Genomic DNA, 15,351 nt, shown 5'->3' on the forward strand with positions numbered 1-15,351 from the left:
GGGGTATCAAAACCAAACAGGGCGCCGACCCCATCAGCGAAGGCGGCGCCCTGCAGGTTCAGGAGAAATACTCCTAACAATCCCTAAAGCTAATTATTCAAACCAGAGAGGCTGTGCACGGTTGCCCTGGTGAAGGCCGTAAGTCCAACCTTGAGTCCAGTCAGTGCCATTTATATCGAGGGCACCCAAGTATGTGCGTTCAAACGCAGTTACAGTAGGCACGGCATCATTGATGCGCTGTTGATCAGCAGCCACCGTATAGATTGCAGGGGTTCCGTCTAGCAAAATAAAATTGGTATCAATACCGATGGTTGGGCTCACCGCACCAGAAATCGGAGCAAACTGGTTACCGTTATCTTCAGCCCAGGCCACTAAATCGAATGAAGCTTCGTCAGTTTTAGTGCGATCTTCACAAGCGAAAATGTTTGAGGTAAGGGCCAGTTCTGTTCCGGAGGTCGCTTCGTTACGGGTTTGGGCACTCTCCATACGTAAACAGTAGTTGCTACCATCATCAGCCGTTTCGTCAGCTTTAAATGAGGCAACGATTATGGAGTTAGTAATCATTGGGTAAATACCCTCTCGAAGACGCCACCCAGCACCCGGATCATGCGTACCTTCTTTTTGAGCAGAAACGATACAAGTCAGACCATCAATCATAGGGCGGCTGTTAAGCCCTTGATTAATCAGTGCGGTGTAATCAATCGTGTCTTTATAAGAACCGATTCCATCCGCCTCAATACAGTGGTTGCCATCATTTTCACTCTGAATCACCAGGGCATTGGTGATACTTCCGCGGTAACCTTCGTCAATATCGATTGAGTCATCTCGCACATAAAGAGCAACATAATTATTAATATCTACCGCACCGCCAAAGAACTCAATCCCATCATCAAAAGTGGAATAAGCCTGCAAATTGTTTACCACAGTCCCATTTCCAACCGCATCAAATGAGATACCATTGAGTTCATCGCCACTAGCGACCAAAGCTCCAGTATGTTTTACGACGACATAGGAAAGCTCACCAGAGTTATCCGCATTGTTGTCGCCGCCGTAGTATGAAGTGTTATCGTCAGTAGACCCCTCGGCAGCAACATGACACTCTCCATCCAAGACCAAATCTCCGCCGCCAATAGAGCCTTTATATTTACATTTATTGGTAACACCAAAACCATTGATAACCATTCCACCCCACTGGGATACTGCATCAGCAGTCACAGTGCCGCGAATATCCGTTTCAGAGGTGAAGGTAATTGGTGCTGATTCAGTACCACGGGCAAAAACTTGCGAGCCACGATTCACGACCATAAAAGCCGAGTTATCCTTGAACGCAACGGTTGTCCCAGCCTGTATCTTCAGCTTTACGCCATCTCCACCCTCGGTGATACCAGCGGCCTGCAAGTCGGCATCACTAGAGAAATTTTCACCAACAAAAAGACTACCATCAAAAATATGGGCTCCACCTTCTGAAAGCGCTGGGAGGTACAAATCTTCAGTTAAAGGATTGGATGCAGAAACAAAATCGGTTCCATATCGGCAGTTACCACTCTCATAGGTACCTTGCACACCAGAGCTTTCGACAATTGCACAGGGGTTTTCTGAAGAACCGCCTCCAGAATTATCAACAGAGTTATCTACTGAATTATCTACGGTCTTAGGCTCAACACTGACACCACCACCATCACAACCCGCCAATAAAGCCGCAATTACGGCAGCCAGGACAACTCGATTTTGTATACGCTTCATACTCCCCCCCTAAAGGAATTAATATCCAAAATATGAGCAGCCTATGAATATTGACCTCAGATTTTACTTATAGATAAAAACTTGAAATCAAATAATTGACTGCCTGAACACTATGTTAATTTATACGCCTAAGCGAATAGGACGGAGGGGAGTGTAGAAACGGCGTGTTGCGAATTTGTTAACTTTTTATATGTTTTCAGTAATTTTTGCACTAGAGACTTGAACTTTACATTTAATGGTATTTTTTATTTCCCTTGGATTTACATACGCTTTCAGAAAAATGAAAGAAATATAAAAACCATTAAATCTTGCCAATTTGCACAAGACTACAAAAAAATATGGAAAGTTATGAATCTAGGGAGAACTTACGCTAGAGGTGATTTCAAGAGGGGCTTAACTAAATTGTTAGATAAACCTGGGGAATAGAAAACAACCCCAGGTTTAGAAAAGGGCGCTTGCTAATAAGATCCCAAAAGAAATTCGCCACCCGCACTGCGTATAAACAGCTGCCCAGAGCCATTTTCGCCCAGCCTTCTCTCTTCTGCCCAATCTACTAGCTGGTAGAAGACATCACGGGACACCCTGGCCATTAGGCCATTTCGGGCTTCTACGTAGGGGACTGGATGCGCAGGTGTGCCAAATTCTTGAAGCTGCCAATTACTACCTTGATTCAGCTCGATAACATCGCCCACACTCGTAGTGAATAATAGCCGCTGATCTCCACCCTCTGAGGCGCTGCGCGCAACTTGGGTAGCTACAAAGGGGACATCCTCAACCTGTATTCGCAGCTTTTCGATAGGAGTGACCAGAAAGTACTCATCCCCTTCCCTCTTCAGGATACTGGCAAACAACTTCACCAGTGGCTGACGGCGGATTTCGGTTCCTTCATGAATCCAGCGACCATCACTCTTGATCACCATATCCATATCGCCACAGAAATCCGGGTCCCACCGGTCAACCGGTGGGTGCCCGTGGAACTCCTTTTGCAACTTTTGCAGTTGCTGAAAAAGTGGCTCAGCCAAAGGTGGACCCCGCCGTGTCGCCAGAATGGCCGCTCTCAATGGGTTTACGCTGTGAGGTATCACCAATGTGTACACCCACATCCATAATAAACTCCATCAATCCCTCACGATCCTCGATCACATCGGCAAAGGATTTGGAGTGATAGAGCTCTACTGCGCCCTGCACTAGGGCCCAGTAAGTGGAGTAATAGAAATAGGCAGGCACTTTTTTCAGCATTCCCTGCTCTATCCTGCGCTCAAATACTCGGTTTAAAGCCGAGGTGTTGGAGTTACGGATAGCGTGTAGTTCGGAGATCATCTCAGGCGCCAAATTGAGAGAGATAATCTTTTCTTCCAAGCGCTGAAAGAGGCGATCCTTACCAGGATCAGCCATACGGGACTCAAAGTAGGCACGGGCGGGCGCGGTAATGTCGCCTTTCTCTGCATTCTCTACTGCGATCTTCAGGCGCTCTGCCAGGGACTTTTCATAGTCCATCAGCAGCCGCATATAGATTTCTGTTTTAGAGATAAAGTGCTTGTAGATGGTGCCTTTGCCTATATCTACACGCTCAGCAATCTGCTCAACCGTGACTTTCTCTTCACCATGCTCCAGCAGAAGCTCCAGAGCCGCATCCAGGATGCGCTGCTCACGCGCGCGAAACCTCTGAACCTTCTCTTTTGCCTTATCCATACTTCCGACCTTCTCTGCCCGTAATGTTGGGGACTGAAATTGACTATTCATTCATGAATGATAGGCAATTCGAGTCGCTTGGAAAAGAGAATCGGGAAATTAGCCTAGAAAATACGCCCAAAGAGAGAGCAGCCCGCCTAAATTTTGTCCTAATACGACATTTAAGGTCCAAGTTAGCCATCATTTTCGCCATGAATGACATCACATTGCTAACGCAAAGCGCCCAACTAAGTGAACCATCAGCCACCAATGAAACTTGATGCAAAATTAATGACTAATAATGGCCTTTACGTCATCTACTGTTATTATCGCTCTTCTGGGCAGACCTCCAATGCCAGCCCAGGCAAACCCGACTATCACTTATAGGTAACAGGTAGAGTCGTCCATGTTGGAAAAGCTGAGCAAACTTCTCGACGTCGAAGAGCTGGATCGTCACCTCTTTCGCAGTCGCCATCACGTCGAAAATTATCGAAAAGTACTCTTTGGGGGCCAGGTGCTTGGCCAAGCCCTGATGGCCGCCGCCCGTACCGTCGAGGATCGCCTGCCACACTCCCTACATGCCTATTTCTTACGCCCTGGATCAAGCGAGCTACCGGTAATCTATGAGGTGGACCCAATACGTGACGGGGGCAGCTTTACCACCCGCCGCGTTGTGGCCAAACAGCGCGGCCGCGCGATCTTTAACATGTCGGCCTCTTTCCAGATCCAAGAGCCTGGTTTCGATCATCAGGCCGACATGCCTACTGTGGACATACCTGACCCAGAAAGCTTAAAAAACACTCAGGAGCTGGCTCTGGAGGCTGGCCTCGTTAGCCCGCAGTATGACCAGCGCCGCTATATGATCGACTTCCGCCCAGTAGATCCACAAAGCTACTTTGGTGCCGAAACTCGAGAAGCCAAGTGTATGTTCTGGTTGCGTGCAGAGGGCGAAATGTCTGATGACCCTATCGAGCACCGAGCAGCACTCTGCTATGCCTCTGATATGGGACTACTGGGCACCTCTCTGCAGCCACATGATATTTCCCTATTCGATCCACACCTGATGCCAGCCAGCGTTGACCACGCCATGTGGTTTCATCGCAACTTCCGCCTCGATCAATGGCTTTTGTACGTCACTGATAGCCCGTCTGCCGGTGGTGCACGTGGATTTACCCGCGGCCAGATCTATACCCGCGATGGCGTGTTGGTAGCCTCTACCGCACAAGAAGGCCTCATTCGACAAATTAAAAGCTAAGTCGAAAGGTTATAACGAAAGCCAGACAAGAAAGCGCCACTCATTGTATCGGTAGAGATAGCCCAGCCGGGAATGAGCGGCGCAACCTTTTACCTGAAAATCTAATAAATAGCTTCAGGATCTCCACGGGTGAATAGTCCCTTCTAATCCACAAAGACAATCGCTACCAATTTGGCGATCTCGCCGACATAAGCTGGCGGTTTTCTTCTTAGGATACGTAACAGGCCACTCTGCATTTTTAAGACGTGTGAGAAGTATGGAGCCATTTCGCTTTAGGGACTCGCGAAAATACCTTCATCTACATGTGGGGCACCCTCTTAACCCCTGCCCCATAAGAGCAAAAAATGGAAAAAGTACAGACCATTCTCAAGCACAATAACCGGAGTTTATTAATAAGGCTTTTGAACCATGTGGAAAGTTGGTGCTAGAAATACTCAGGAGAAAAGAAGCAAGCTGACAGACACAAATAAGCCCGCAGCATGCGGGCTTATTAAATAATGGTCGGTGAGAGAGGATTCGAACCTCCGACCCCTTCGTCCCGAACGAAGTGCGCTACCAGGCTGCGCTACTCACCGAGGTCGCGAATACTACGCGCCCACTTTTTATCGGTCAAGTATTTTCGACGCAAATATCATCTTCGTACATTTTGCATTCAACAACCTTACTTTATGGCTTTTTAAGGCTTTATCCCTCCGCTATACGAACTTCTTTGGCTTTATGTTATCGCCCCCTCTGAAATAACCGGCTTGCCTATTCGGGAGTCTTTTTTTGGATATATTTCAATCAATAGTGTACTCCTGCTGATTTCGCTCCTTCATTACGGCAAATACCGCATGCGGCGCACTTGGTGAGCAATGGACTCCTGCAATTGCAGGGCATCATCTGCTGCGTAGATACCACTCACCTCATTACTGGTGACCAGAAACAGATGATATTTGCTTGAAACTAACAACATGTTAACGGCTTTATAAGTGCATTCTTTCAATCGCTATTTAAGCACCTTCCAAGTTAATGGGTGTCCATCACATTATTCGTAACCTGATACCAGGTGACCTCTACCTTGATCCTGGATACTACGTCTTTTTAACTGCACCAAGATTTTTCACAGCACACATAGAGTTTCATTCAGCACTACCTGTTGCTATTAAACCCGGCGAAGCCAATAGATTGATAAAGATCCATGTGAAAAATGCAGAATAAAAAAGCCCTCCGCCCTACCCCACATTGATTCCATAGAGAAGAATTTTTAGCTTACACAGAAAACAACTCAGAAAAGAAGAAATGCTTTATGATTATTATTTAGGAGGAATTTAAATAAGATTGCCTACTTGAAGTCACACCCTGAAACTTTTGAGCGGGGATGAATACATCGCCTCCTCCGAACATTACAATATGTAAGTTTAGAATCTACACGGCCTGCCATCTTATAGAAAATTGAGTGAATTATCGGCTAAAAATCGTTACATTTTTAAAAAGGTACAAACATTTTTCACGCCTTTATATTCAACCGATTTTAGCCACAAAAAATTCTTAAACTTTTCCAGCACACTGCGAAAGCTTCTCTATACTCTGCTCAGCCAGCTGGATACTCGACACTTAAAGCATTCCCCCTATTATTGGCACCTGATTTACTTCTAGCTGGTCAAATTGTTAATGGGGCTTTATCAAGTCTCAATACTCTCAACCCAGAAACCATGAAATACCTGGACGATAGATTTTTATATCGATAAAGGCCTACTCAAGGAGTACGTTCATGTACCAACCATATGCATACGCTCAAGGGACTTTTGGACAGCCACTTAACTACGCTATTCCTCCAATCAACACAGTCGCAGGATTCACCAATATATTCCCTCATCATGCTGTACCACAACTGAGCCCCCAAGGTTTCCTGGGTGATTTGGTGAGTCGGGCGGCGCCATTAATTGGCGGTATTGTTGGTGGACCTCAAGGCCAGCTGATCAATTCCCTCGGCGGTCTTGGTCAATTGCTTCCCTTCCAAGCATTACCACAAATTCAGCCTCAACTTACCCAGCCATTCATTCCTCAGGGATATATTGGAGAATTAATCAACCGGGCAGCGCAACAATTTGGGGGCTATTTGGGGGCACCCCAAAACCAATTTGTGAATGCTGTGAATAACCTCAGTCAGTTGCTGCCTTTCCAGGCTGCGCCACAATATACGCCCCAGGGTTTCCTAGGAGAACTGATAAACCGCGCTGCTCCGGTAATTGGCAACTACATTGGTGGCCCACAGGGCCAACTTCTCAACAATGTTGCGCGACTAGGTCAGCTACTGCCATTCCAGGCCATGCCTCAGTTCGTTCCACAATTAACGACACAGCCCTATTTAAATCAGTTTACCCCTGTTCCCCAGATTCAAGAGCAGCTGGGGACCCTCCCTGCTCAAATGATGAACCCAATGACGGGTATCGGCCATACATTGCCATTTCAGGTAATACCACAGACTCCATATCAAGGATTGCAAAATTTAAGTGGTATCGGCCAGGCATACCCATTCCAGGCCATGCAGCAGCCTAACTCACCCCTACAGCAGCAATCCTATTTACACTAATAAAACACTGATTCTTGGTGGCGGATTTTCCGCCACCAGTTTTATATAACTTGCCCCGGCATTCTTTAAGTTGATCGTTATCAGAGAAAAATAATGAAAAAATTTGAGCAGTATGTGGCTGTCCCTAACCGCAAGGTATTAGCTACCGCCATAGAATTGGAGGAGCTGGCACGTGAGGCAAAAAATTGCCCAGATGTGAAAGAAGTCGTCTTGCGCAAAAGCAATGTCACACTACGAGCTACACCAGATGCAGTTGAAAACTTAAGAAGGAAATTAGGCGGGAAAGTGATCATAGATCCAGACAGACCTATTCAGCCAATCGGCTAATATTGAATACCCTCTCGATTCATTACTTTCGGACGTTAAGTACACGCTAAAAGTCAGCACCGCACTGAAAGCGAAGGAACACAAACATGACTGAATCCCGACAAGAAAAGGCCGCAGGAGAACCTTCGGTCGAGGTTGCAGAGAAGGTCGAGTTACTTATTTCTCCCCGCCGGAGCCAAGTGGCCAAGTCTATGGGAGTCCAGCTATTAAACGCTGGCTCAATGCACAATATAATTTCAACTATTGCCAGGCAGCCCGGTTGTGAAGTGCTTCGCGAAATTAGGCCAGGTAGAAAGCTAAAAACACTTTCAACTGCAGATGAAGCAACAAATATCTACAAAGTGCGTATGGATGTTGATGCTGCCGCTACTCTCTACCAAACGGCCCCTCCCAATATTGCCGTTGAACTGGATTCATTACTTTCTTATGGGCAAGCTAATTTTGCACCAAGCTTTACTGCAATTTTTGCCCAGCAACCCGGTCTCTTGCGTGAATATCATGCTAAGGCCCAACAAGTCCGGCTCCGAGTGGTCGGCTCAAAGGGTGAACCGATTCGGGATGCTCAAGTAATTGTAGAAAGTGCGGGCTTCCCACAAGAGGGCGTAACCAACAACAAAGGGGAAGTGGCAATCAATATTTTCGCCCAGAGTGGCGGGGCCCAGATCAAATCCCTTCTTATCCGCCCCTCTAAAGATTTCTGGAATAAATATATTCGTTGTCCCTCACTTTCTCTGACAGGAGTAAACCTGGTCAAATTGCACTCACTAAGCGAGGCAATCCCCAGCTTTCCAAATAACGCTCCCTATGGCTGGGGGCAAAAGTACATGGGCTTAGATCAACTTCCCGATGAATATACCGGTAAAGGTATTAAGATTGCCATCATTGACTCGGGGGCTGATAACCAACATCCAATACTCTCGCATCTAAAAAATGGCATTGATGTCACTAATAATTACGACAGTAAAAGCTGGGCAGAAGACATTGTCGGACATGGAACCCATTGCGCAGGTATCATTGCCGGCCAACCCTCTGGGACTGATGCTATACGTGGCTTTGCACCAGAAGCCGAAATTTATGTATTTAAAGTCTTCCCTGGCGGCCAATTTAGTAGCCTGATTGATGCAATCGCTCACTGCATTGAAATAGGCATTGATGTAATCAATATGAGCCTGGGGAGCACAGACTCATCAGAAGCCGTTGAACAGCAAATTGAAGATGCCGTGCAACATGGTATCGCCTGCGTTGTTGCCGCTGGCAATTCTGGCGGCCCTGTTCAGTATCCTGCAAGATCCCCCAATGTTATGGCTGTAGGGGCGATAGGAATGCTCAATGAATTTCCAAGAGACTCCTGGGATGCTCAAACCGTTATTCCATCAACCGTTACTGCAGATGGTGTTTTCTTACCCACCTTTAGTTGCCATGGACCAGAGGTATCAGTAGCAGCTCCGGGAGTGGGTATTGTGTCATCGGTGCCAGATAAAGGATTTGATGTACAGTCAGGCACGTCCATGGCAGCACCTCATATCACTGGTCTGGCTGCCCTGCTACTTGCCCACCACCCATTATTTAAAACCACTTTCAGACAGCGTGATGTTTCGCGTACAACCGGCCTCTTCCAACTGATCCGAACACTAACATCACCAATGAATCTTGGGGCAGATAGAGTAGGAGCCGGTGTTCCCAGGCTATTTGGTATTGATTCTCTATTCGAGTCAGCCAAAGAAATTGCAAAAACCGAAGGTGTTGGTGTATCTGCCGCCCAGCCCACAAGCCCACACGCTTCTCCTTATACCGGATATAGCGTGCCGCCAATGCAAGGCTATGCGGGGGCTGGAGCAAACTGGTCCGGCCATCAGTTTGTCCCGGCCTATTACGGGGCAGAGGTTAGCGGAATGCCCCCCCAACAACCAGTGATGGGTACTTTCCCAGACGGCTTCGCCTTTGCCTATGGAATGCCCTTTATGGATCCACGCTCCATTCGTTATTGGTAGAAACATCCACAGAGGCCACGGGGACCTGTGGCCTCTGTACCTACGTCATTCCTCAATGCTTGCGCATGGGCCATTTTCCCTACACACAGTTTGAATAAAAATCAACCACCCTTTCCCCTATCGACATTTTTCGGCGGCGCTTTTCTACATAACACAACCTCTAGTGACATATTGGGTTGTGCTTAGATATACCATTTACATTGATAACGCCTTTATAAGTGTATTCTTTAATCTGACTTGATAGTAAAAGCTGCTTCTACATGCACAAACTAGACGCACCGGAACGAATGATTAAACCCAGGTGCCGTGACTCATTTGCTTGATGGCGACATGTCGGCACCTGTAGGCTTGCTCATTGTCCAAATTGGAACTTGTTGGATTTTCTGCCAGATAATGATGCGTAAACAACTTCTCTCTTTGTCTTTGTTTGTTCTTATCCTTTCACCGGTTTCTAGGGCATATGAGCTCTTATACACGGCAAAAATCGACCCTGAAAGTAAGAAGGCCTTGGTTGAGGTAGCTCTGAGCGGTGAAGACGTACCCAGTAAGCTAACCCTGAACCTGGCTTCAGGCCGTTATAAGGACCTGAAGAGCGCGCAGCCTTTGGAAGAAAAGGAAGGAAAGGCTATTTGGCACACCGCCGGCAACGAGGCAAAACTCCGTTATAGTTTTGTTATCAATAACCAAAGGAAAAACGGTGGTTATGATTCACGCATTACCAAAGACTGGGCAATTCTACGCAGCGATAAATTAATTCCGCCAATTTCTGCTACTAGCCGAGGACGGGCCACGGATACCCGCCTGAAGTTAGAGATGCCTGAAGGTTGGTCTTCCGCTCTGCCCTACCCTCAAATCGAAGAAAATCTCTATCAAATATCCGACAAAAAGCGACGTTTTGTCAGACCAAAGGGATGGATGATTGTTGGTAAAATCGGCAGCCGCCAGGATTTGATTGCCAACACAGATACCAGAATTTCCGGCCCTAAGGGGCAAAACATCCGTCGACAGGACATTCTTGCATTTCTCAATTGGAACCTGCCAGAACTTAAAAAAATCTTCCCTCTATTTCCAGACCATTTATTGATCGTTACCGCTGATGACCCTATGTGGCGAGGGGGATTATCCGGGACGCGCTCATTATTTATGCATGCCGATCGGCCTTTGATTAGTGGAAACCGCACCAGTAGCATGATCCACGAGCTAGTACATGTCGGAACAGGTATCCATGGAGATGACCAGAGTGACTGGATTGTGGAGGGCCTTGCAGAATTTTACTCCCTTGAAATTTTAAGAAGAACTGGTGGCATCAGTGATGACCGCTACCAAGAGGCAATGGATAAACTGATTAATTGGGGAAAAAAGGCCCCCACTCTATTGGTGAAACGCTCCTCAGGGCCAGTTACAGCGCGGGCAGCGGGAGTTATGCTGGAACTCGATAAAGAGATTCGTGAAGCAAGCAACGGTAAGGCCAGTATCGATGAGGTTGCGAAAGCACTCGCGAGTACCCGTGGCGAAGTGACTTTGGAACGCTTTCGAAAGCTGTCAGAACAAGCAGCTGGTAGACCCGTAAAAGCACTGGCCTTAGAAAACCTCACAGAGAAAAATTCTAAGGTTGTCAAACAACAGATAAAAAAAAGCCCTGACGACGGGGGGGGAGAGCGTCAGGGCCAAGACCATTAGGAGTGAAACTTGGAGGATTTCATCCTTGCTACACTACGGGCAAATACCATCCTGGTGTGCCCTACCGGCATTGCATAACACGCTTGGGGGGAGACATGTTAGCCAGATAAAGACAGTATCGAACACCCTCAATGGATTGCCAGCAACCCTTCCAATAAATTAAGAACAAATGGAAATAGCTTCATTGGCAACCGTACTAAAAGTTATTAAGTCTATTGCCATAAGGTCATCCGTGAACTTTCCAGACTTTTTTCCTCAAGTTTTACAATTTGTTGAAAACAACGCTTGACTAATCTCTGATAGTCCATAGAATAGCGCCCACTTACGCAGCCAAGGGCACGTAAGTATAAGAAAACGCTAGGATTTTTCAGATTTATCAGATAGAATTCGCAGCGTTCTCATCCACACAAGATGTGGAACAAAGGCTAGGTGGCAGAGTGGTCATGCAGCGGACTGCAACTCCGTGTACGCCGGTTCGATTCCGACCCTAGCCTCCATTTTTCCTTTTCATTGCAGAATCCTGTGAACTGCATTGAACGTGAGGATCCAGGGAAGAGCAAAAGTGCTAAACTCCCGCCTCGCAAAGGAGCTGCCCGGGTGGTGGAATTGGTAGACACAGGAGACTTAAAATCTCCCGGCTTCACGGCCGTGCCGGTTCAAGTCCGGCCCCGGGCACCACACACTTTGTTAGAATCAAAAAACGAAATATATCTTGGCACAAATTTTGTGCACACCTTCAGAACCTCTAAACTCTTTCTCAAAACTTAAGGCAGAGAGAGTAGAAATCGTTTTCTTGATTCAAAAGTACTCCTACTCCCCTAATCACTCTATTTAAATTCAGCCCGCCCTTATAATCCCAGCTGTAACATAGTCAAGCCCCTAGACATCAATACCACCTAGGTTAATGGTTCGTCGATCCCACAAGGTGGTAAGGCACTTGACTGAAGTAAGCTTTAAGAAACCATGGGCCAGATTTTCAAACTACCATAATTTGCCTGATAGATTTCAGCCATCTTTTTTGCCAGCCGACATCTATTGCTCCCGAAAAAATAGGGGAGCTACGCTACTCCTTAGCATTGCATACAGCAGAAATAAATGCGGACTCTGTCTCTCCACCCATGATTTACAAAGAGTGAAAAGAGGTAATTGCCTAAATTTTCAATAGGGGGATGGGCTCAGCCTAAGAGATTCATGAATCTGAGTTGACTCCTGCTCAATAAACCTCAGTCGACACTTTCCTCCCATCGCCAGAAGAAGTCATTCACGGGCGACCCAGAATAACTCTTACAATAGCATTTTCTCACCACGCGCTTATCGCCCCAGCCTGCTTACGGTCATCATTGCTCAACATTACCCCATTGAGATACTCACATACTGTACCAGTAGTTAATAGAGAAGCCCTCAAGCCCCTTAGCTGCTAGCTTTCTGGGGAATCGCAGCCTAAGAAAACAGCCTATTTTATTCTGTGTATATCGATGAGTTAGTCATGAGTCTTGAACATTTTTTATCCCCTTAAATTACCACCAGAAATCAACCTGGACTGACCTGATACCGGGCCATTTATAATCATACTCAATTGAATTTTCGATCATCGCGCTGTTATTTTTGGGAGACTCTTAAAAATCAAAGATCCCCCCTTCTAACCAATGAGCCGTGTGATCACTAGAAAAGTTGATAGCGGTCATGATGGCTACTTTTCCACTTGTCTCTACAGTACCAAGTAGCTGCAGCCTATTAATTTAGCTGCAGGAAGAAGCTAGTTGACGTATATTTGCAAATGAAATAATAGTCGTTGTGATAAGGTCACAATGTAACTGTCAGACCAACAACATATGGATTCTTAATGTCCCAAAGCAAAGCCCTTTTAGTTATCGATGTTCAAAACGCTCTTTGTCACGGTAAAGGAGCTACATATAATGCACTTGGGGTAATCGATAACATCAATCTAGTTGCGTCGCGAGCAAGACAGGCTGGTGCCCCGGTCATTTATATTCAGCATGATACTGAGTCAGATGCTTTGAGGTATCAGACAGAGAGCTGGCAACTTCCAAAAGAGCTAGAGAACTCAGACTCAGATATTTACGTAAGAAAGCAGGCCTCAGACTCTTTCAAGGACACCGATCTCAAAGACCACCTGGATAGATTAGATATTCAGGAGCTAATTATATGCGGCATGCAAAGTGAGTTTTGCGTAGATAGTACGTTAAGGTGTGCCCTATCGCTTGGCTACACTGTCACCGTCATAGCGGATGGCCACACAACTGTAGATAACGATATTATTCCTGCAAATACGATATCCAAGCATCATAACTGCACTTGGGAGAATATTACCAGCTATAGCGCAAGAGCAACTGCAATCAATGCCAGTGAGATCGTACTATGAAAGGCCTAATAGATTTAGACAAACGGACAAATTACTCTGCCTTTGGCTCCGTAATTTGCCATTGCTAAAAGAGCTATTTATCGCTCAAGTGCCAAAATTCTGGGCACCACAAGGAGGTTAGATGTTAGGAAATCAAGCCGCAAAAGAAATAACGTATTGGCATATCGCACTTAATATCAGTTTTACACTTTGGTTTTTAGCTAAAATTGCAAAGCGCAAAGAGCTATTGTCATCTGATATATCTATTACGCTAAGCGCTACTTGTGCATTGCTATTGTTTGTTACAGTCGGTGGGCTATCACTAAAATTATTCAGGAAGCTGCCTGCACTGACTGTTTCTATTTTAAGCATACTTCCGCTGATTAATTTTTTCGTCTTTTTCTACTTAAATTACAAGGTAAGGAAAGCAAAGAGACAGCTGTACGGCTAAGCCTATATAACAACTCCATTAAGCTTCTGCAGCCTTCTGCGTAGCTCACAGGGCGCGGGCTAAAGCCGACTTTCGTTTGAGCGAAGAGCGAAATCAGTTAGCTTTTGAAAAAGAAATGAGCCGTATAAGGGAGAGGAGATAATCGAATATTGAGGGCAATCAGACTCTGAAGATACGCTCAATGAGCGTAGATTTTTAATTTTAAAGTAGAACCTATTGAGAAGGCGGAGATACATTAGTTGCACTCCAAAAGACTTTCTATTCAATTCGAATGAATGTAACCGAGTAAAAGAAATTTACTGTATTTTGAAAGGGGGATAAACCCACCAGTGGAAAGAATTCTTGCTTAAGAGCAGAGACAATTACCATTATGCAAGAGGTTTCCCCTGTACAGTACAGAGAAGTTCGTTTACTCGATCGTATATTTGTAATTGATTTTTCATAGTATTCCTGCAACTTTGACAGACCAGTTGGTAGAAGGCTTTGTAAGTGCTATCAGATCGGTATAACAAGTGAAGAGGGTTTTTCATCTCCTCTACTTAAAACCAAAGATTGGGCGAGGCATTTATTCACAAGGTTGAAAATTAACCAAACCCTCAAATCACAACTCTCGGCAAATCCCCCCTACCGAGTGGTATAAGCAGGCGATATAAACACCTGACGACGCATCTTCCACTTTTTCTGAATGCCTTCGGCCCCTAAAAACAAATTCCCGCGCCTAAACTTTTCATTAATCCAGTCCATCGCCTGCATGATCTCCCCTTCCCTGCCCCATTGCCCCGACTCAGGGCACGGGGGATTATTACGTCTAGCCCGGCTGCCGCTTTCATAAAGCGGCAGCCGGGAGGCTATCAATCCGCAATGGTTTCTCTTACCAGCCGCACGATCACCCCCGTGGCACCGGTGGAGTATGGGGTCTGCACTACGGCGCTGCGACTGTAGTAATTGGGCTCACGGGGTAAGGCATGTAGGAATACATGTAAGGCTGTAAACCTCCACTTTGGCACCTAATTCCCGCAGGATAGCCATTACTCTGTGGGAGATATCACCATTCAGAGTAATTTCTAGAGAAGGTCGCACCAGATGAATGTGCAACCAGCACGGAATTCAGGAAGTACATCAAGTTATTAAATATTGAGATTTTTTTGCTTAGCATCAAAGTTGCGTTATGGGATAGTTGCTATAGATCTATAGAAATATGACGCAAAATATATCAATTTTTGTAACTCATTAATTTTATTTCCTTTTATTTTGATAGAGCCAAAAGCATTGGGAAAAGTGAATTACAAAAGGTTG

General features: G+C 45.9%; 13 protein-coding genes and 3 tRNA genes. 9 read left to right on the forward strand and 7 right to left on the reverse strand.

Annotation, left to right across the window (positions count from 1 at the left end):
• Positions 1-93 precede the first annotated feature (93 nt).
• The 3 genes from ACJJIT_RS09720 to ACJJIT_RS09730 all read right to left on the reverse strand — a co-directional run bounded on the left by ACJJIT_RS09720 (position 94) and on the right by ACJJIT_RS09730 (position 3,435).
• Complete coding sequence (locus ACJJIT_RS09720; protein WP_444900823.1) at positions 94-1,743, reverse strand: serine/threonine protein kinase; 1,650 nt, start codon at positions 1,741-1,743, stop codon at positions 94-96.
• A gap of 458 nt (positions 1,744-2,201) precedes the next feature.
• Positions 2,202-2,765 (reverse strand): DUF1285 domain-containing protein, encoded by a 564-nt coding sequence (locus tag ACJJIT_RS09725; RefSeq protein WP_444900824.1) that lies wholly within the window; start codon positions 2,763-2,765, stop codon positions 2,202-2,204.
• Complete coding sequence (locus ACJJIT_RS09730; protein WP_444900825.1) at positions 2,758-3,435, reverse strand: TetR/AcrR family transcriptional regulator; 678 nt, start codon at positions 3,433-3,435, stop codon at positions 2,758-2,760. Before ACJJIT_RS09730 ends, ACJJIT_RS09725 begins: the two co-directional genes overlap by 8 nt.
• A 385-nt stretch (positions 3,436-3,820) precedes the next feature.
• On the opposite strand from ACJJIT_RS09730, the gene ACJJIT_RS09735 reads away from it, so the two are divergent.
• Positions 3,821-4,669, forward strand: a complete 849-nt coding sequence (locus tag ACJJIT_RS09735) for an acyl-CoA thioesterase (protein WP_444890375.1) — start codon at positions 3,821-3,823, stop codon at positions 4,667-4,669.
• A gap of 498 nt (positions 4,670-5,167) precedes the next feature.
• Here the strand turns inward: ACJJIT_RS09735 and ACJJIT_RS09740 are convergent.
• Both ACJJIT_RS09740 and ACJJIT_RS09745 read right to left on the reverse strand, forming a co-directional pair.
• Positions 5,168-5,244 (reverse strand) — tRNA-Pro (locus ACJJIT_RS09740).
• Positions 5,245-5,486: 242 nt separating this feature from the next.
• Entirely contained in the window at positions 5,487-5,624 is a 138-nt protein-coding gene (locus tag ACJJIT_RS09745) for a hypothetical protein (RefSeq protein ID WP_444900826.1), read from the reverse strand.
• Positions 5,625-6,422: 798 nt separating this feature from the next.
• Between ACJJIT_RS09745 and ACJJIT_RS09750 the strand changes: the two genes are divergently transcribed.
• The 8 genes from ACJJIT_RS09750 to ACJJIT_RS09785 all read left to right on the forward strand — a co-directional run bounded on the left by ACJJIT_RS09750 (position 6,423) and on the right by ACJJIT_RS09785 (position 14,055).
• Entirely contained in the window at positions 6,423-7,244 is an 822-nt protein-coding gene (locus ACJJIT_RS09750; RefSeq protein WP_252085832.1) for a hypothetical protein, read from the forward strand.
• A 93-nt stretch (positions 7,245-7,337) separates the two neighbouring features.
• Positions 7,338-7,571, forward strand: coding sequence for a hypothetical protein (locus ACJJIT_RS09755; protein ID WP_444900827.1), 234 nt, complete (start codon positions 7,338-7,340; stop codon positions 7,569-7,571).
• 86 nt (positions 7,572-7,657) lie between these two features.
• Positions 7,658-9,562 carry a S8 family serine peptidase gene (locus ACJJIT_RS09760; RefSeq protein WP_444900828.1) on the forward strand — a complete coding sequence of 635 codons (1,905 nt, stop codon included), beginning with the start codon at positions 7,658-7,660 and terminating at the stop codon, positions 9,560-9,562.
• Between the two features lie 315 nt (positions 9,563-9,877).
• Positions 9,878-11,242, forward strand: coding sequence for a hypothetical protein (locus ACJJIT_RS09765; RefSeq protein WP_444900829.1), 1,365 nt, complete (start codon positions 9,878-9,880; stop codon positions 11,240-11,242).
• Positions 11,243-11,665: 423 nt separating this feature from the next.
• A tRNA-Cys gene (locus tag ACJJIT_RS09770) sits at positions 11,666-11,739 on the forward strand.
• A gap of 94 nt (positions 11,740-11,833) precedes the next feature.
• Positions 11,834-11,920 (forward strand) — tRNA-Leu (locus ACJJIT_RS09775).
• Between the two features lie 1,165 nt (positions 11,921-13,085).
• Positions 13,086-13,625: a cysteine hydrolase family protein gene (locus ACJJIT_RS09780; RefSeq protein ID WP_444900830.1), complete on the forward strand. Its 540-nt coding sequence runs from the start codon at positions 13,086-13,088 to the stop codon at positions 13,623-13,625.
• A 121-nt stretch (positions 13,626-13,746) separates the two neighbouring features.
• On the forward strand, positions 13,747-14,055 hold the full coding sequence (locus ACJJIT_RS09785) for a hypothetical protein (protein ID WP_444890380.1): 309 nt from the start codon (positions 13,747-13,749) through the stop codon (positions 14,053-14,055).
• Positions 14,056-14,679: 624 nt separating this feature from the next.
• Here the strand turns inward: ACJJIT_RS09785 and ACJJIT_RS09790 are convergent.
• Positions 14,680-14,808, reverse strand: a complete 129-nt coding sequence (locus ACJJIT_RS09790; RefSeq protein ID WP_444900831.1) for a DUF4113 domain-containing protein — start codon at positions 14,806-14,808, stop codon at positions 14,680-14,682.
• A gap of 98 nt (positions 14,809-14,906) precedes the next feature.
• A complete protein-coding gene (locus tag ACJJIT_RS09795; RefSeq protein ID WP_444900832.1) occupies positions 14,907-15,062 on the reverse strand; it encodes a hypothetical protein in 156 nt (51 codons plus the stop codon).
• Positions 15,063-15,351 lie beyond the last annotated feature (289 nt).

The organism is Microbulbifer mixtoriginis (SeqCode) (assembly GCF_052467515.1).